This window comes from Arthrobacter sp. 2RAF6 (genome assembly GCF_052115205.1).
GTDB lineage: Bacteria > Actinomycetota > Actinomycetes > Actinomycetales > Micrococcaceae > Arthrobacter.
The window spans coordinates 102,516-119,547 of record NZ_JBFRGF010000014.1 but is presented as its reverse complement, the minus strand read 5'-3'; the positions used below and the strand labels follow the sequence as shown (position 1 = coordinate 119,547).

Sequence of the window (17,032 nt, the reverse complement as noted above, 5' to 3'; positions counted from 1 at the left end):
GTGGACGCGCTGTTGACGACCGAAGCTACGGACGGCCTCGCCGTTACGGCCGTCATGGTTGATTCCGAATCAGCCCGGAATACGATCCTTGATTCCGGAAGTGACGGCCAAGTTATCGCAGACAGGGCCGTCAACGCCTTCAGGGCCACACCCACGGTCGGTTTCCAGGCGGCACACGCACCCCTTGTGGCCCAGTAACCCGCTCAGGTCCGGCGAGCCCCCCCGAGGATCGCCACCCGGCCTCCGGGACGAATAAAACGCACGCAGCAATTACCCGGACATAGAATCAGCATCAACATAAGGACGTGGGAGACCAATGAACAAGTCGGTTGGCATCAAGGACGTGGCAGCCGCAGCCGGCGTCTCCGTCACGACGGTCTCCCACGTCCTCAATGACGTTGTCTACGCCCGGGTGGGGGTGGAGACGCGGGAGCGGGTCCACGAAGCGGCGCGGCGTCTCGGATACGGCCCGAACCGGCTGGCGCAGGCCCTGCGCACCCAACGCTCGGGCATGATCGGCTTCATCAGCGAGGAAATCGCCACCACCCCGCACGCTGGCCGGATCATTTTGGGGGCCGAGGAGACGGCACGTGCCCGCGGGTACCGCATCATGATCATCAACTCCACCAGCACCAGCTCCCAGGATTCCAGGGAAAGTGATGTGGCGGATCTGCTGGACCGCCAGGTGGACGGCATCCTGTACGCCACGATGTATCACCGCAAACTGGCCGTCCCCAAGAACCTTGCCGGGCTCCCCGCTGTCCTGGTGGATTCCGAAGACATCAGCCACACTGTTTCCTCCGTCATCCCCGACGAAATCGCCGGTGCGAGGTCGGCCGTGCAAACCCTGATCGACGCCGGGCACACCCGGATCGGCATGCTCAACAACACCGACGACGTGCCGGCCACCCACTCCCGGCTCAGGGCCTTTAAAGAAACACTCGCGGACGCCGGGCTGCCCTTCCATGAAGAACTGGTCCGGTCCGAGCTTTCGGAGGTGCCCGGCGGCTACCAGGCGGCGCTGCGCCTGCTGAAGCCCCAAAGCCGACCCACGGCCGTGTTCTGCTACAACGACCGCATGGCCATGGGTGCGTACCGGGCCGCCGGGGAACTTGGCCTCAGGATTCCGGAGGACATTTCCATCGTCGGCTTCGACAACCAACAACTTATCGCCGAAAACCTCTACCCCGCATTGACAACCGTCGCCCTGCCCCACTACGAAATGGGCGCATGGGCAACCGAAAACCTGATCGACGCCATCGAGGGAAAAACCGACCTGCGGCTGTTCGCCGCTCACCCGACCCTTCTTCCCTGTCCCCTAGTCCTTCGCGATTCGGTCGCCTCCCCAAAACACAAGGGCGCTCCCAGTAGGGCAGCACCGGACTCACCCACACGCCCCAACACCTGACCTCGAGCGCGTCCAGTAGGGGACGCGCCCAACCTTCCAAGGACCTCGAATGCACAGCACCCCAGTTCCCCCATGCCCTGAAACGGATGTCGTCGTCGTCGGCGAGGCCATCATCGACATCATCGACACCGCGGCAGGGTCCGTCGAGTTTCCCGGCGGATCAGGGATGAACGTCGCGTTCGGACTCGGCCGGCTAGGCGTCAGCACCGCATTTCTCACCGCACTGGGCAGCGATGAACGCAGCAAGGCCATCCAACGGCACTTGGACACCGCGGGGGTACGCCTGCTTCCGGGAGCCGAACACCTCAACCGCACATCCACCGCCAGGGCGCTTCTGGACAGCAGCGGTTCCGCAGTGTACGAATTCGACTTCGAATGGAACCTCCCCCAATTCAGCCCCACTTTCCTCCCGAAGGTGTTGCACACAGGGTCACTGGCCTCCTTCATGGAGCCTGGAGCAACCCAGGTCCGGTCCTTGCTGGAACTGTTCTCCCGCCGCTGCCTGATCACGTACGACCCCAACATCCGCCCGACACTGCTCCATAGCCACACTGAAGCGCTCAGGACCTTCGAACACACAGTTGCCCTGGCTACCGTCGTGAAGCTCAGTTCGGACGATGCCCAGTGGCTCTACCCGCGCACGTCCCCTCACGACATCGCGCGGCGGCTACTTGATCTCGGGACAGAACTGGCAATCATCACCGATGGCGCATCCGGATCCTATCTGCGCTCGAATGCCGCCGAGATCGACGTGCCGGCAACACCAGTGGTCGTCAAAGATACTGTCGGCGCAGGCGACTCCTACATGTCATCGCTTATCGCCGGCCTCATCGAGGACCCCGAGGACGATTTCGGCTACGGCAAACTCACACGCGTGGGAACAGCCGCCTCGCTCGCTGCGGCCATAACGGTCGGACGGCACGGAGCGTACCCGCCCACGCGGGCGGAACTTATCCGATCCCTGGAACTGGCCCAGACTTCCCGAAAGAACTCCGATGACTGAAATAACAACGCACCCTGCCGGGGGCCACGCCGAAGAAGCCGCCCCCAACCTGCGGCCGATACTTCACTACACAGCCAAGAACACGTGGCTGAACGACCCCAACGGACTCGTGTGGCACCAGGGCGTCTACCACCTCTTCTACCAAAACAACCCCTTCGACAACGTCTGGGGCAACATGTCCTGGGGACATGCGACCTCAACCGACCTTCTGCATTGGACCGAACACCCGGTTGCCATCGCCTGCGACGAGGAAGAAGACGTCTTTTCAGGCAGCATCGTGGTGGACCACGGCAATACGTCAGGATTCGGCACAGCAGAAGATCCGGCCTTGGTCGCCATCTACACCAGCGCCTTCAAGGAAGGCGCGGCGCACCAAGGGACACAAGCCCAGTCCCTCGCGTTCTCCACGGACGCCGGCATGACCTGGAGCAAATACGCAGGCAACCCGGTGCTCGGCCGCGGCTCGGCCCATTTCCGGGACCCCAAGGTGTTCCGCCACGAGGGACCGGCCGGTTCCTGCTGGATCATGGCGGCGGTGGAGGCCCAACACCAGCAGGTTGTGCTGTACCGCTCGGCCGACCTCAAGGACTGGGAATACCTGAGCACCTTCGGCCCCGCCAACGCCAGCGGCGGCGAATGGGAATGCCCCGACCTCTTCCCGCTCCCCGTCGACGGAGACCCTGACAACGTCAAGTGGGTCCTGGTGGTCAATATCAACCCGGGCGCCGTGGCCGGCGGCTCCGGAGGGCAATACTTCGTCGGCGACTTCGATGGGGTGCAGTTCACCGCCGACCCTGATTCGCTCGTTCCAGCGGATGCCGACGGGACCACGGATCTCGGACACTGTCTGTGGCTCGACTGGGGACGTGACTACTACGCCGCCGTCTCCTTCAGCAATGCCCCGGAGAACCGCCGCATCATGATCGGCTGGATGAACAACTGGGACTACGCCAACTCTTTGCCCACGTCCCCGTGGCGCTCCAGTATGTCGCTTCCCCGGGAGGTCGAGCTCGCGACAGTGGACGGTTTCCCGCGCCTGATGCAGCGCCCGGTGCTGTCGTTGGACGGTAGGGAGCCTGTCCGCACCATCCAGAACATGGAACTTCACGACTCCCTGCTGCAACTGCCCGACGCGGTGCCCGGATCAGCCCAGCTGATCGAGGCCGAAATCCTGCCCGGCACAGCACGGAACGTTGCCTTCAGGCTTCTCGGCGCACCGGACGGCAGCGCCGCAACGGTTCTCAGCTTCGATGCCATGACAAGCCGGCTCACCCTGGATCGCCGCAATTCCGGAAACACCGCCTTCCACGACAAGTTCGCGTCGGCTGAGTCCGCACCAGTGGAACTCGACGACGGCGTGCTACGGCTAAGGCTAATCGTCGACCAGTGCTCGGTGGAGGTCTTCGCCCAGGGCGGCAGGGTCGCCCTGAGCGATCTGGTGTTTCCGCTGTCCGGGAACCTGGGCACCGACGTGTGCGCAAAAGGCGGCACGGCCATTGTGCGGAAACTAGCCGTCACGGCATTGTCCTAATGGCGGCCGCGCCGCAGTGCCCACGTCCTGCAGGAAAGAGGGCCAGCCACCGGCAGGGACCCACGATTGGTCTAGCGCCCGTTATGGAGTTTGTTCGAGGGGTATGGGCCGAACGCTGCGAGGGAAGCCTGCCAACAATTCAGCCGCACCGTTTGATGAGTAGCGGCGCCTATAAGCCGGAACCGTCAGGCAGATCCTAGTTCCATACGATATTTCTCTACTCGCTCCAATGTGGTCACCTGGCGTCCGAGCATTCCGGGCATGTTCTTCTGGGTGCCGATAGCTCAAGACTTGTCGCTTCCCTGCCAGTCCGGCGCCTGAATGAGCTCCACGCGATTCCCGTCCGGATCGAGCATGTAGATCAGCAGGCCCCCTGAATTTGGGCCCGACGTCGGCTCAACCGGTTCGGACAACGACCCGTAGCCCAGCGCCGTCATCTTGACGAAAACCTTCCGTACGTCAATGTCTGTAAAGGCAAGATGCGCCGTGCCCGGCTGCGCTTCGGATGGGTTGATGGCGGCCGGAGGTTCCTCGACTTGGACCAGTTCAAGCCGGAAGCTTCCGTCACCTGTCGTGAGCATCAGCGCTTTGACCTTGACGTTGGGACGGCCGAAGAGTTCGCCTATGTACGGTCCCGACGTCCACGTATCCAAGCGGCTTAGTCCAAGCCCATCCACGTAGAATCGTGCGCTGCGCTCCAAGTCCGTAACGTGCAAGGCCGTGTGATGGTGTCTGATTGCAGTTTCCATGTCGCTTCCTTATGAATTCCGAAGAGGCTTGAACCGGGCTCGTCGACTGTCGGTGCCCGGGTGGGTCCGCCGCTCATATCGGAGCGAAGAGTGAGTCGGATCGCCGCTGCTCCGGCTGCCCGGTCGGTGAGGAGGATCGTTTCGGCAGCGGTCACTGGATCCGGAAACAGCTGGACCAACGGAACGGACATTGCGGTGTCTCCTTGGTAGATTGTCAATGGCTTCGTACTCGTCTCGGTTGCTCAGTGACAATCAGGAAGTCAGAGTAGCCTTGAGGCCTCGGTACCGGGTTTGGCTGGCGGATAGGCACGGCGTGGTTGCCGTCTGCAAGAGAGCGGCGTGACGGGGCCTTGGCGATTGCGAGGCCCCGTACAGAGCGGCTCAGGTTCCGATTCCCAGGTGTGCTCCGCCTGCCACGTCGAGGGATACTCCTGTGATGTAGCGGTTGTCGGGATCGGCAAGGAAAAGGATGGCGCGGGCGACTTCGTCGGGTTCGGCGAACCGGCGCATCGGCAATTGCGCTGCCCGCTTCGCCCTGTTGGCAGCCGCGTCCGGGCCGGAATCTTTAGCAAATTGTGCCCACATCGGCGTATTCACCGGGCCTGGTGCGATGGCATTGACGGAGATCCCCTGAGGTCCCAGCAATTCTGCAAATGACCACATGATGTGCAATACGGCGAGCTTGCTCGCGTTGTACGGCAGGTAGTTGAGGCGTGCTTCTTTGGCCGCAACGGAGGACAGGACCACGATGGCGCCGGCGGTGCCGGACTCGAGCATCGATTTGGCTGTTTCCCGCACCATCGTGAAGGTCGCGGAGGCATTGATCCTCAGGATGGAGTCGAACTCTTCGGTTGTTGTCTCCATAATGCCGGGGGTGGTGCCGAGTACTCCCGCTGCGTGGATAAGGACATCGATGCGCCCGTGTTTGGATGCGATGTCCTGGATTGCAGCTGCGCATTGTTGTTCCGAGGTGATGTCGAGGGGGTAGAACGCCTCCAATGGCTGGTCCTCTTTAGGGGAACGATCAGCGCCAATGACGATGGCGCCTGCAGCGATCAGTGCGCTGACAGCGGCGTCGCCGATGCCACCGCTGGATCCGGTTACCAGAACCACCTGGTCTTTGAGGCTCATTTGTTCTCGCCGCTCTGGACGCGGCGGCACCGCTGTTCTCCCGCGGCTGGAGCGTGAGGTGATCGCTTCATGTTCAATTCCTTAGTTGAGATTGCTCGGTTCGGCCGGTCGCCATGTGGTCAGGTTTGATCATGCTACGGGGCGACCACGTCCTTAGCTCGGGAGGCTACCGCTGCCAGGAGTGCGTCGGCGATTTCGGTGGCGCGGAGTGCCTGGGCGAATGTGACTGCAGGGGTCTCTCCCGTGCAGAACTTCAGTGCTGCCTCTGCCTGGCGAAGGAAGAGGTCCGAGGGATCGAAGGTCTTCTCGTACTGGCTGCCGTCCCGTTCCCACGCGTGAAGGGAATCGTTGGACCAAAACATCCGGCCGGTGCTTGCCAGGACATCGATGGTGAGGCTCCAGTCACCTTGATTGAGACCTTGAGGCTCCTGCCACGGAGACCAGTAGCTCTGAAGGTTCAACACCGCGCCCTCAGGAAATTCGAGGGTGGCGATGACGTGTTCTGGTACCTGCGAACCGTACAGACTGCTGCTGGCGCTGGCGGCCAGAACTTTCGGGTCGCCGTCGAACCAGGATGACACTAGTTCGATGGCGTGAATGCCGTTGATGACCGCGACGCCGCCCTCCTTCGGGTCGGCGCGCCACGAGTCGACCTTCTGTTTATGGGCCACGGAGCGGACGGACACGGCAATCACGTCGTGGTCCCTGACCCATTGAGAGACAAGGGGTGCGGCGGGATGCTTGTGGAGGGTGTACCCGACCATAAGGCGTTCGTTGACGCCGGATGCAGCGGCAAGGACGGCAACGCCTTCGGTATCTGCGGCTACCGGCTTTTCAGTCAGCACACGGAAACCCCTGTTGAGCAGGTCTGCGCAGACGTCAGGTTGCATGGTGGTCGGGAGGGCAACGACCACGAGGTCCAGGTCCTCGGGGCGGAGTGCCTCAGTGCTGGGCACCAACGCTGACCCCAGCTCCCGGGCGAGCAGGTAGGCGCGGTCGTCCTTGTCAACAAGGAAGACGACGTCGGCACCGGCTGCGACGAATGCTCGTGCGTGCCGTGATCCGGCCCAGCCGGCCGCTCCTACGACGGCGACGCGGGGAGCATGTTCCGTTACGGTCATGATTTGACGCCTCCCGAGGTCAGGCCGGCGATGAACCAGCGTTGGAATACGGCGAAGATGCCCAGGACGGGTATGAAGGCGACGATGACGAAGGCGCCGAAGGAGGCCCAGAAGTTGCCGAAACCCGTTGAGATGTAGCGGACGATGCCGTTCTGCACGGTCTTCATGTCCTCGGTTGTTGCGAGGACGGTTCCGACAAGGAAGTCGTTCCAGACGAAGACGAAGATGAAGATTGCAACGGCTGCTATGCCAGGACGGATCAAGGGCAGCACGATCCGCAGGAGGATTTGGCGCCGGCTGCAGCCATCGATCGCCGCTGCTTCCTCGATCTCAACCGGAATGTTTTCGATGAAGTTGCGCAGGAACAGGATCGTCTGTCCGCAGATGATGCCCGTGTAGACCACGATCAGCAGAGGGTAGGTGTTGATGAGGGACGTTTTGACGAACATCGAATAGAGCGCAATGAAAACGACGACACCAGGGACCATGGACAGCACGAGAATTGCCGTCATGAGGGCCTCCATTCGGCGGCCGCGGAAGCGGGTGGCGACATACGCTGCAGGAATACACACAGCCAAGGCCAGGACGATTGACCCGATGGCGTAGATGAGTGAGTTCGCGAAGAAGCGAATATTGGCGGAGGTAAACAGCCCGCCGTAGCTGCCGAAGGAGACCGGGTCGGGGATCCATACCGGCGGGAAAGCCACCGTGTTCGCTTCAGTCTTCAGGGATGTCGACAAAATCCACAGGATGGGTGGCAGCACCAGGGCGGCGGTCACGGCAACAACGACCCAAATGGGTAACCGTTGCAGAATCTGTCCCGGGCGTCGGCGTCGGGCGGGGATAGTGGCAGTCACAGGGTGTCCTTCCGTCGGAAGCGGATTGCTACCAGGGTCAGGGCGATGTTGATCGCGAAGAGCAGGATGGCCGTTGCCGAGGCTCCCGACAGGTCAAAGTCTTGGAACGTCTTGTTGAATACGCGCATGGAGAGCGTTTCGGTACCGCCAAGCGGGCCGCCGCGCGTGGTGACCAGGATGATGGTAACCATCTGCACATAAAGCATCAGCAGGACGACGACGACCGAGACGATGGTGTTCCGGAGGAAGGGCAGCGTGATGTTCACAAAGCCCTGCCAGGCGTTCCCTCCGTCGACGCGAAGGCTCTCGTAAAGTTCCATGGGAACGGTCTGCAGAGCCCCAAGGAACAGGACCATCGCTTGCGGGTAAGACCACCATGCGGTGATGAGAGTCACGGCCACAAGGGCAGAACCAGGTGATGAGAACACGTCCGTGGGTCCGAAACCAAGTGCCTTGGTGATGGCCGTGCCCGGACCGTAGTTGGGGTTGAGGAACCACAGCCAGAGGGTGCCGACGGTGGCTTGGGACATCAGCCAAGGAAGCAGGAACAGGCTCCGGACCGTCCGCTTGAAGCGGATGATTTTGTTCAATACCACTGCAGAGGCAAACCCCAGCGGCACGGCGATGGCCAGCGCACCAAGTGAGAAGGCAAGGGTGGTGCCGATTTGCTTGGGTAGATCCTTGTCTGAGAAGAGCTTCGTGAACGAATTCAGCCCGGAGAACTCTTTGATCTGGTAGTACGTGGTTTCGTGGAGGGCAGTCAAGGCTGTGAAGACCAGGGGCCCGACGAAGACGAAGAGGAAGACCGCTACGACCGGGACGACGTAGAGCCAGACAGCGCGGTCTTTCCGGGAAGTCCGGATTCGGGGTTTGATACTCCGCGCTGTGCGTCGTACTTGTGTCACTGACATGGGGTTCGCTTTCCTGGGGCCAGGGCTGTTCCGTCGTTATTCCTGTCCGGACCGAGGCTCACTTGTTGGCCGCGTCCTGGGCAATCTTCATGAACTCGTCCGCTGAACGGTTGTTGAGGTACAGCTCCTGGCCGGCGCCGGCGAGGCCGCCTGCGATGGCAATCCAGTTGTCCGGGTAGGGGTGGGGCTCGCTGTGCTGCTCGACAAATTTACTGACCTCCAGCACGGTCTTGGCCCCGGGAGTGGTGAAGTAGGGATCCTTGAAGGTCGCGGAGCGAGTGGGTACGTCACCTCCGGTTGCCATGACTGCCCCGGCTTTCGGGCCGGTCATGTACTCAATGAACTTCCAAGCCGCCTGGGCATGCTTGCTTCCGGCACCGATGCCAAGCGTCCAGCCGAATGTCGATCCGGTATCCGAGCCGTTTGAGGTCTTGGGCAGGGTGGAAGACTTGATGTCCGGGTTCGCCTTCTGCAGGGTCAACAGGCGTTCAGTTCCGAGGACGGCCATCGCCACAGTGCCGTTTTGGAGACCGTCATTGACTGTCGAGTACTGGTCCCCCACCACACTCTTGGACATGCCTCCGGCTTTTTTGAGCTTGACAAGGAAGTCGGCGAATTCCTTGCCTTTCTCAGTGTTGAAGGTGGCTTTGCCGTCCTGATTTGAGATTTCCTGCCCCACCTGACTCATGAAGCAATCAAAGAAGGTCGAGATGATCGCCGAGTTGTCGACGCCGGAGAATCCCGTGCCAAACCCCGTATAACCGGCGGCTGCTGCTTTTCCAGCTACGTCCGCGACCTGGTCCCAGGTCGCGGGTACGGCCGCTCCGATCTGCTTGAGGATCTTGTCGTTGTAATAGAGCGTGCAGGTGCGGTAGTCGTACGGCACGGCTACCTGTTTTCCATCCTTGTCCGCCAGCTTATCCACCGGGCGCAGCCAGTCGGTGATCTGCTTGGCCTCCCCTGGAAGCGGCTGATAGACCTGGGCGGCAGCCATCTGTGGAACCACCGGTGCGTACATCTTCACAACGTCCGGCGTCTGACCCGCTGCTGCCGCCTGCGGGAGCCTGCTGATCATGTCGCCGAAGGAAACCGTCGAAAGCTGGACACGGATGTTGGGATTTTCCTTCTCGAAGTTCTCGATGTTCTGCTTCAGCGCCGCGGACCGCGGGTTGTTCTGGCTGGGGTCCATGAAGTCCCAGTACGTCAACGTCACGGGACCGGCTTCGCTGTTGTTGCCGGTGTCGCCCGGATTGCTGCTTGAGCAGCCTGTCAGCAGTGCCGCGGCCAGGGCAACTGCGGTCAAAGCGCCTGCACTTTTGATCATTGAGTCTCTCCTTTGAGATCGGTTGCATTTACGTCACCACGAATGAGATCGGTTGCTGAGATCGGTTGCAATAAACATAGGGTGGCGAAAAGGGTCTGTCAAGGATCTATTTGGCTCGGGGTTTGGGGTAGTGGCGTTCTGGATTGTCAGCGAAGATGATGTCGACTTTGGGAGCTGCTGGAGCCGAGAACCCCATCAGTGTCTTGCTCTGTTGAGTGCTTGGCTGTCTCACCCGGGAAGGCATCTTCAAGCTCGCGTGGCTTGTTGATCATGCTGGCCCCCAGCGTGAGCACCAGGAGCCAGGCTCCGAGCATGCCAAAAGAGGGCAGCCAGCGGTCCCCTGGATGATGCAGGAGACCGAAGAGGAAGGGGCCGGCGCTTGCGAGGGCGTAGCCGACTCCGTGGGCGAAGCGGCGGCGGACTGACGACATTGACCACCCCGATTCCCAGCATGGTGATCCAGGTGAAGGCCAAAAAGGCCGGGGTGGCCCATCCCAGTGCGCGGCCGACCTGGCCAAGTGTTGTCAGTAGGATCGAAAACAGGAGCAGGTTTTCCAGGTGGATACGCCGGACGAGCGGGAGGGCCAGGAAGCCCATCACTGCGAAGCCGACGGTCGGCAGCACCCCAAGGAACCCTGTCGTCAGTGCGTCGAGGGGCAGGTCCTCGCTTATCGGACCAAGGAGTGGGGATACCGCCGAAACCGCTTGCCTGGCGCTGAACGCGACCAGCAGGATGCCGGAAAGCGGGGCGAGCCGGCCGCGTAGCAGGCCTGGCCCCTCTCCCCCGCTATGCGGTCTACTTTGGCGGAGGCGGAATGGAGCTATCTTTACACCTCCCTAATTTCTGTGGGGTGTGTTCAGGCAGCTCTTTCCAGAGTGCTTTCGTCAAGCACCAGGCGTGGAGATCGGCGGGTCGGGCGTGGTTGTTCAGCTTGCGTTTACTGCATGGCTGGCCCATTCCCGACCGGCTTGCTCCTCTGTCGGCAAGCCGGAAGCAGCGAGGATCTGGTCGAGCAGGCGCTGGGTGTAGACAGCTTCGCGGCCTGAGGTCAGCGGCTGCGCCCGGTCGGCGACCCGGTCGAGGAAATGGTGAACGGCGGCAGAAAAGCCCAGGGTGTCTGTGGCGGTAGCCCAGCCGTACGCCTCGGCGCTAAGCTCCCGTGAGGTGGTGACTCCCCTGTCAGTGATCGAGACAGTTTCGGGTGCCCTGACCTCTACGGTCTTACCGTCACCGTAGGCGTCCAGTTTCTCGTTCCAGGCACCTGCCGTGCGGGCTGCCATGAGCACTCCTGTGTTGCCGGTGCTGAAACGGATCATCGCTGCGATGCCGTCTTCTTCCCAGGGGTCGTCACCGGCGGCGTGGGCGGCCACGTGCTCCGGTTCGCCGCCGCAGTACCAGCGGAGGAGGTCGACCATGTGGATGGCGTTCTCAAATGTCGCACGGTATTCCGATCCAGGCCGGTTTTTTTGGGCGACGCAGAAGGTGGCACCTTGGTCGCCGAAGACTTCCCGGCCGGCCGTGTAAACGGGCGCGTAGCGGCGGTTGAAGTCGACCATCAGCACTCGTCCGCGCTCGTCGGCCAGGTCTGCCAGTCGTTCTGCTTCATCGCTTGCCGGAGCCAACGGTTTTTCGCAGAACACGTCGACGTCACGGCTCAGGCATAGCTGGACGGCATGGGCGTGCTCGGAGCGTGGCGTCAGCACGAAGACCGCATCCAGCTCCTGGGAATCCAGCATGTCCTCCACCGTTTTGTAGGCTGCGTTGAAGCCCCAGCGTCGGACCAGGTTGCTTGGGTCCTCACGCCGTGACACCAAGGCGGCCAATTCGACGTCGGCACGTTGTACGAGGGTGGGCAACTGGGCAATGGTGGCGATATTGCCTGCGCCGACAACTCCGACGCGGAGACGGTTGGTGTTCATTGGATGTTCCTCACTTTGGCCAGGTCAGAGAGCATTGAGCGCAGCACGGCGGCGGATTCCCGGAATCCGTCCTCGGGCACAGGCAGGTCTTGCGGGTGCCAACGGTACTCAAGCTCGATGCTCAGCACGTCGTCGTAGCCATGCTGCAGCAACGCGGCCAGGACTTGGGACCACGGAACGACGCCGCTTCCCACCACGCGGGACCGGACGGCACGCTCGGACGCGTTGACCCGGGCCGTTTCAGTGGCGCGGAAAGCCGCGTTGGGGTTCGTGAAGACGAGGTCCTTCACGTGCACGTGACCGATCAGGTCCCCTTGAACAGCAAAGGCCTGTTCGAACGATTCATCGTGCGTGAATGTCAGGTTTGCCTGGTCATAGAGAACGCGGACGGCCGGGTGGGCAATTTCCCGGACCAGTGCGGCGGTGTCCGCCGCGGTCTGGGTCATGGTGCCGAAGTGGTTTTCCACGCAAAGGCGAACCCCTGCCTGGTCAGCTTCAGGTGCGAGCGTCTCCAATGCCTGGCGCAGTTTTACCCATCGCGCCGCGTGGTCGTTGTCACCGGGGTGCCAGGAACCAGCATAGACACGGACCCGGTCAGCGCCGAACAGGTGTGCAGTCTCTATGGCGCCCCGGAATTCATCGACTGCTTTACGCCATTCTGCATCGTCCAGTGAGTTGATGGCGGTTGTGTAAGGCGTCAGACCCACGATGGGCACGCCTTCACTATTGGCCGCCTGAAGTGCCTCCATGGCGGCGCGCCGGTCACCTAACGGCAATCCGGACCTGTAGTCATCCTGGTAGATGACTTCGGCGGCATCGAGCCCGGCGGCTCGGAAGAGTTTAAGTGCTTGGGGAACCGTGTGGTCCGGAGTGCCTAGTGTGTGACCCGCTAGCCGCATTGTTCATTGTCCTTTCTGAAGTGTTGTGGGCTGCTGTCCAGTCCGCAGGGCCGACCAGCCGGGGCGGGACTGCGACGCGGGATCGGTCCACGATTTCCATCAGCAGTCCCCATGGGGTGATGAAGTAGGTCCAGCGGTTGCCGGCTACGCGGGGGCTGTCGCCCGCGACTTCCTTGCGTTCACCGAGCACGCGTACCCCAGGTGTTTCCTGCAGCACAGCGATCGCTTCATCAACATCGTCTACTACGAAGCACAGGTGGTGCCCGCCGGCGTCGCAGTGGCGCGGTGGCGTATCGCGCCGCTCAGCGCTGTTCCACTCGAAAAGCTCGATGTTGAGGTTCGGTGGAAGGCGCAGCATGGCGAGCGTGAGCTTGGCATCTGCCGGGACTTCGAAGTTCGTGGGCATGAATTCTTCGTCGGGCCCGCGTTCGGAGCGGTAGAGTTCCTCGGCTCCGAGAACGTCGACGAAGAACCGGATGCCTTCCTCAAGGTTCGGAACCGTCAGGCCGACATGGTCCGTGTGCTGGAGCCCCGGCAGACGCCGGAGCACCGCGCCCTGTCCCCCGGTCATTTGCGTGGTCCCGAGGTGGATCCGCGCACCAGGAGCTCAGGTTCGAGGACGATATGGTCCACCGAGCCATCCGCGATCTGCTTCTCGGCGAGTTCGATGGCAATGTGTCCCATGTCGGCGATCGGCTGCCGGATGGTGGTCAGAGGAGGGTTGAACCGGGCACCAAGAGCGAGACCGTCGAACCCGATGACGGATACGTCTTCCGGGACCCGTACGCCGCTTCGGCCAAGTGCCGAAATCACTGCAAAGGCCACCATGTCATTGGCTGCAATGATGGCCGTTGGGGGATTGTCCATTTCCAGGAAATGCTCTGCTCCCCGCGTGCCCGCATCAAGATCTGACCCGCTGTCCAGCACGATGGGCGTGCCGCCGCTCTGGGCTGTGAGCTCCAGGTAGGCATCCATCCGGTCCTGGGCGGTGTGCGTCCCGGCAATGCCGGATACGTAGCCGATCGAGGTGTGCCCCAGCGAATGCAGGTGCTCCAGCGCGAGCAAGATTCCCTGGCGGCTGTCGACGGTGACGGTGGGAACGGAGTCGTCACCTTCCACGCGGTCGATCACCACGACCTTATGGCCGAAGTCGAAGCGCTTCAGGGCCTCGGTATCGACCTTTGTTGACGGGGCCACAATCCCGAAGGGGGCATACATCGCCTGCATGGCAGTGAAGTACCCATCGGTTTTGGTCGGGTCCCCGTTGGTGACGCAGAGCAGCAGCTGGTAGCCGCGCTCGTCAGCTGCCTGTGTCATCGTCTTGGCAAGTTCAGCGAAGAACGGGTTTGTGATGTCAGGGACGATCAGCGGGATGAAGGTGCTCGTCTTACGACGAAGCGCCTGGGCGAGTGGACTCATCGTGTAGCCGAGTCCCTCGGCGACCCGGAGAATGTGCTCACGTGTTTCGCTCTTCACCGCCTCAGGGCGTGAGAACGCCCGGGAGACCGTCGACCGGTGGACACCGGCAGCTTTTGCGACGACGTCGATACTCAAATCAGGCATGTTCTTTTCCTCCGTGCTGGTCGTCGTAGGCCTGCCAAATGGGGCGCATGACGTTTTCGAGCTGGGCCAGCGTAGGCAGACCCCGGAATCCATCATCCAGCGTCCGGGCAACGCTCCGCACGAACGGATCATAGAGAGGGTCACTGTCCACGTCGATCTTCTCGACCTCCGTGGTGCCGTCCAGTGCGGTGAAGGTAGCTGTACCGTCCGAATCAACGGACGCGAATCCTGCCTCACCCACCGAGGTAAAGCTGCAGTAGCGCTTAAGCGGGGAGCCAGGGAATGCGTAGCCAACCTCAATAATGGCTTCGCGTCCCTCCGGAGTCGTGAGGATCAGGCTGGCATGATCCTCAACGGCCTGGTGGTGAAGAACCGAGGAGAGCCGCGATTCCACATGTGCCGCTGACTCACCGCAGCCCTGGAGGAACAGATCCACGAAATGTGGACCCAGGTTGGCCAGACAACCCCCGCCCGCCTCGACCGGGTCGAGCATCCAAGGATTGGCATTGTCGAGATACCGGGATGGCGGTCCTGCAATGAATGAGGTTCGCTGGTACGTGGGCCGACCTGCCTTGGCAAGCCATTGATCTGTAGGTCCGCCGCGCTGGACCAGGGGGACAGTGGCAGGCACGCCGGCAGCCTCGGCGGCTTGACGCACGGCAGAAAGCTCGGCAAGGGACGTGCCCAACGGCTTTTCCACGACGAACGGAATACCGCGCTCAATCAGGGCGAGACACTTTTCGGGCATACCCCCATGGGGACCAAAGACATATGCGAGACCGACGTCGGGAAGATCAACCAGCTTCTGCCAGTCATCTTCAACCGGCGCCCCCCAGCCTTCGGCCAGCTCCTGCACGAGGGATACATCGTCGTCACTGACTCCGATGACCTCGTGCTCTTCGACAATGCCCCGCGCGTACAGCGGAACGTGCCAGTGGGAAGCGCCAAGAATGATGGTGCGTACATGAGTCAACCGCAATACCCCCTTGTATGAGATCGGTTGCTGAGATCGGTTGCAATAACACTATGGATGGTGGGAGAGTTTGTCAACGACACCTCAACAGCGGCCCAGGCAACCAAACCGCTTGGGCCTTAAGAAAGGCCAGCATGTACAAGAAACTTCGCACCCTGCAGACCATCGACGAATCCGGAGCGGTCCTCATCGTCCGCCTTGAAAACGCCGACCTGGCGGAACGTGTGGCGGAAGCTGCCATCGCAGGAGGCTTCCGCGCCCTTGAAATCACCCTTTCAATCCCCGGAGCCGTCGACGTCATCCGCCGGCTCTCCACCAAGCACGGACCCAACGGAGTAGCGGTGGGCGCCGGCACGGTGCTGGACGAGCACTCGGCCTACGAATGCATCCGCGCCGGCGCTGAGTTCCTGGTCAGCCCTCAACTGAACCCCGCGATGATCCGCACAGCCAACCGCTACCAGGTACCAACCGTCAGCGGGGCATACACGCCGACCGAGCTCTTAAACTCCGCCGAAGCGGGCGCTGACATCCTCAAACTCTTCCCCACCGAGGCCGGCGGCATCCCCTATGCCAAGTCCGTGCTCGCCCCGCTCGCACATCTGCCAATCATGCCTGCAGGCGGCGTAACGCTGGAGAATGTCAGCGAATGGTTTGCGGCGGGCGTTGTCGGAGTCGGCGTCGGCAGCTACGTGACAAAAGCATGGCAGCCGGACGGCGACTTTACCCGCGTCACCAAAGCTGCCGAGGAGTTCCTCTCAGCAGTGGCAAAGGCCCGCCAATAATGTACCCGCACGTCTTCATTGTTATCGGGCCGGCGGGCTCAGGGAAAACGACGATTGCCCAACAAACAGCACAGGAGCACGAAGCGGCATACCTGGACAAGGACCGGGTCAGCGGCCGTTTCGTTGAATTCGCGCTGACCGCTACCGGGCACGACCCCACCGACCGGGAATCCAACGACTACTATCGCGACAATCTGCTGCCCCTTGAGTACGAGACTCTCATGGATGTGGCTGGGGTGAACCTGCGCCTCGGCCGGTCCGTTGTCCTCGATGCCCCCTTCGGAGCCTACTTCGGAGAAGCAGACTATTTGACTCGTGCGGCAGAGGACTTCCAGTGGCCCTCATCCGAGATCACGGTGATACGCGTTCGGGTACCTCAAGACGTTCTACGCGCTCGGCTGACCCGCCGCGGACTGGAACGGGACCAATGGAAACTTGCCCATTGGGATGACTACTGGTCGGTGTATGGCAGCCTGGAGTGCGCATGGTCCGGAGTGCAATTCCTGGACGTCAACAACGAGGCGCTTCTTCCAGTCGAAGGCAGTGAACTGGCCTCAGGCAATTAGTGGCGCACACACTTGCGCACGCTGATCAACGAGGCGCAGGACCCTCGCCCTTGAGACCGTGCCGTCCTCAAAACCAAGGGCGCATCGTCGAAACCTGCGCCGCCGCAATTAAACGTTGACAAGTCTGACCAATCATTCGTAATGTTGTTGCAACCGATCTCAGCAACCGATCTCATTACGTACCTACCAGGACCCGACCCGTAAGAACAGCTGGACAGGGAAACATGATCAGGGGACTTGAAGAGGCCTCCAAACGGTCCCATGCTTGGCAACGGGCGCCCATATCGCAGTCTG

At 61.7% G+C, this 17,032-nt stretch carries 18 protein-coding genes and 1 pseudogene; 7 read left to right on the top strand and 12 right to left on the bottom strand.

The window, feature by feature from the left end:
* The 4 genes and pseudogenes from AB4Z38_RS12410 to AB4Z38_RS12395 all read left to right on the top strand — a co-directional run.
* A pseudogene (locus AB4Z38_RS12410) lies at positions 1-198 on the top strand (right-handed parallel beta-helix repeat-containing protein); the annotation flags it as partial.
* Positions 199-316: 118 nt separating this feature from the next.
* On the top strand, positions 317-1,408 hold the full coding sequence (locus AB4Z38_RS12405; protein ID WP_441429997.1) for a LacI family DNA-binding transcriptional regulator: 1,092 nt from the start codon (positions 317-319) through the stop codon (positions 1,406-1,408).
* A 49-nt stretch (positions 1,409-1,457) separates the two neighbouring features.
* A complete protein-coding gene (locus AB4Z38_RS12400; RefSeq protein ID WP_441429996.1) occupies positions 1,458-2,411 on the top strand; it encodes a carbohydrate kinase family protein in 954 nt (317 codons plus the stop codon).
* A complete protein-coding gene (locus tag AB4Z38_RS12395; RefSeq protein WP_441429995.1) occupies positions 2,404-3,942 on the top strand; it encodes a glycoside hydrolase family 32 protein in 1,539 nt (512 codons plus the stop codon). The genes AB4Z38_RS12400 and AB4Z38_RS12395 overlap by 8 nt, the downstream gene beginning before the upstream one ends.
* 284 nt (positions 3,943-4,226) lie before the next feature.
* Here the strand turns inward: AB4Z38_RS12395 and AB4Z38_RS12390 are convergent, their stop codons facing one another.
* The 7 genes from AB4Z38_RS12390 to AB4Z38_RS12360 form a co-directional block, all read right to left on the bottom strand.
* A complete protein-coding gene (locus AB4Z38_RS12390; RefSeq protein WP_441429994.1) occupies positions 4,227-4,691 on the bottom strand; it encodes a VOC family protein in 465 nt (154 codons plus the stop codon).
* Between the two features lie 381 nt (positions 4,692-5,072).
* A complete protein-coding gene (locus AB4Z38_RS12385) occupies positions 5,073-5,822 on the bottom strand; it encodes an SDR family NAD(P)-dependent oxidoreductase (RefSeq protein WP_441429993.1) in 750 nt (249 codons plus the stop codon).
* A gap of 134 nt (positions 5,823-5,956) precedes the next feature.
* Positions 5,957-6,943: a Gfo/Idh/MocA family protein gene (locus tag AB4Z38_RS12380; RefSeq protein ID WP_441429992.1), complete on the bottom strand. Its 987-nt coding sequence runs from the start codon at positions 6,941-6,943 to the stop codon at positions 5,957-5,959.
* Entirely contained in the window at positions 6,940-7,800 is an 861-nt protein-coding gene (locus tag AB4Z38_RS12375) for a carbohydrate ABC transporter permease (RefSeq protein ID WP_441429991.1), read from the bottom strand. The genes AB4Z38_RS12380 and AB4Z38_RS12375 overlap by 4 nt, the downstream gene beginning before the upstream one ends.
* On the bottom strand, positions 7,797-8,711 hold the full coding sequence (locus AB4Z38_RS12370; RefSeq protein WP_441429990.1) for a carbohydrate ABC transporter permease: 915 nt from the start codon (positions 8,709-8,711) through the stop codon (positions 7,797-7,799). The genes AB4Z38_RS12375 and AB4Z38_RS12370 overlap by 4 nt, the downstream gene beginning before the upstream one ends.
* A gap of 58 nt (positions 8,712-8,769) precedes the next feature.
* Positions 8,770-10,035, bottom strand: coding sequence for an ABC transporter substrate-binding protein (locus AB4Z38_RS12365; protein WP_441429989.1), 1,266 nt, complete (start codon positions 10,033-10,035; stop codon positions 8,770-8,772).
* 146 nt (positions 10,036-10,181) lie between these two features.
* The gene (locus tag AB4Z38_RS12360) at positions 10,182-10,466 is read right to left on the bottom strand and encodes a hypothetical protein (protein WP_441429988.1); all 285 of its coding nucleotides are present in this window, start codon (positions 10,464-10,466) and stop codon (positions 10,182-10,184) included.
* A 127-nt stretch (positions 10,467-10,593) separates the two neighbouring features.
* Between AB4Z38_RS12360 and AB4Z38_RS12355 the strand changes: the two genes are divergently transcribed.
* Positions 10,594-10,800 carry a hypothetical protein gene (locus tag AB4Z38_RS12355; RefSeq protein ID WP_441429987.1) on the top strand — a complete coding sequence of 69 codons (207 nt, stop codon included), beginning with the start codon at positions 10,594-10,596 and terminating at the stop codon, positions 10,798-10,800.
* Positions 10,801-10,962: 162 nt separating this feature from the next.
* Here AB4Z38_RS12355 and AB4Z38_RS12350 read toward each other — a convergent pair whose 3' ends face one another.
* Genes AB4Z38_RS12350 through AB4Z38_RS12330 form a run of 5 tightly spaced genes read right to left on the bottom strand, consistent with a single transcriptional unit; the run spans position 10,963 to position 15,390 of the window.
* On the bottom strand, positions 10,963-11,955 hold the full coding sequence (locus AB4Z38_RS12350) for a Gfo/Idh/MocA family protein (protein ID WP_441429986.1): 993 nt from the start codon (positions 11,953-11,955) through the stop codon (positions 10,963-10,965).
* The gene (locus AB4Z38_RS12345) at positions 11,952-12,854 is read right to left on the bottom strand and encodes a sugar phosphate isomerase/epimerase family protein (protein WP_441429985.1); all 903 of its coding nucleotides are present in this window, start codon (positions 12,852-12,854) and stop codon (positions 11,952-11,954) included. Before AB4Z38_RS12345 ends, AB4Z38_RS12350 begins: the two co-directional genes overlap by 4 nt.
* The gene (locus AB4Z38_RS12340; RefSeq protein ID WP_441429984.1) at positions 12,796-13,425 is read right to left on the bottom strand and encodes a VOC family protein; all 630 of its coding nucleotides are present in this window, start codon (positions 13,423-13,425) and stop codon (positions 12,796-12,798) included. The genes AB4Z38_RS12345 and AB4Z38_RS12340 overlap by 59 nt, the downstream gene beginning before the upstream one ends.
* On the bottom strand, positions 13,422-14,417 hold the full coding sequence (locus AB4Z38_RS12335; RefSeq protein WP_441429983.1) for a LacI family DNA-binding transcriptional regulator: 996 nt from the start codon (positions 14,415-14,417) through the stop codon (positions 13,422-13,424). The genes AB4Z38_RS12340 and AB4Z38_RS12335 overlap by 4 nt, the downstream gene beginning before the upstream one ends.
* Positions 14,410-15,390, bottom strand: a complete 981-nt coding sequence (locus AB4Z38_RS12330) for a Gfo/Idh/MocA family protein (RefSeq protein ID WP_441429982.1) — start codon at positions 15,388-15,390, stop codon at positions 14,410-14,412. Before AB4Z38_RS12330 ends, AB4Z38_RS12335 begins: the two co-directional genes overlap by 8 nt.
* Positions 15,391-15,524: 134 nt before the next feature.
* Here AB4Z38_RS12330 and AB4Z38_RS12325 point away from each other — a divergent pair, with 134 nt between their 5' ends.
* A complete protein-coding gene (locus AB4Z38_RS12325) occupies positions 15,525-16,172 on the top strand; it encodes a bifunctional 4-hydroxy-2-oxoglutarate aldolase/2-dehydro-3-deoxy-phosphogluconate aldolase (protein ID WP_441429981.1) in 648 nt (215 codons plus the stop codon).
* Positions 16,172-16,738, top strand: coding sequence for an AAA family ATPase (locus AB4Z38_RS12320; RefSeq protein ID WP_441429980.1), 567 nt, complete (start codon positions 16,172-16,174; stop codon positions 16,736-16,738). Before AB4Z38_RS12325 ends, AB4Z38_RS12320 begins: the two co-directional genes overlap by 1 nt.
* Positions 16,739-17,032: the final 294 nt, after the last annotated feature.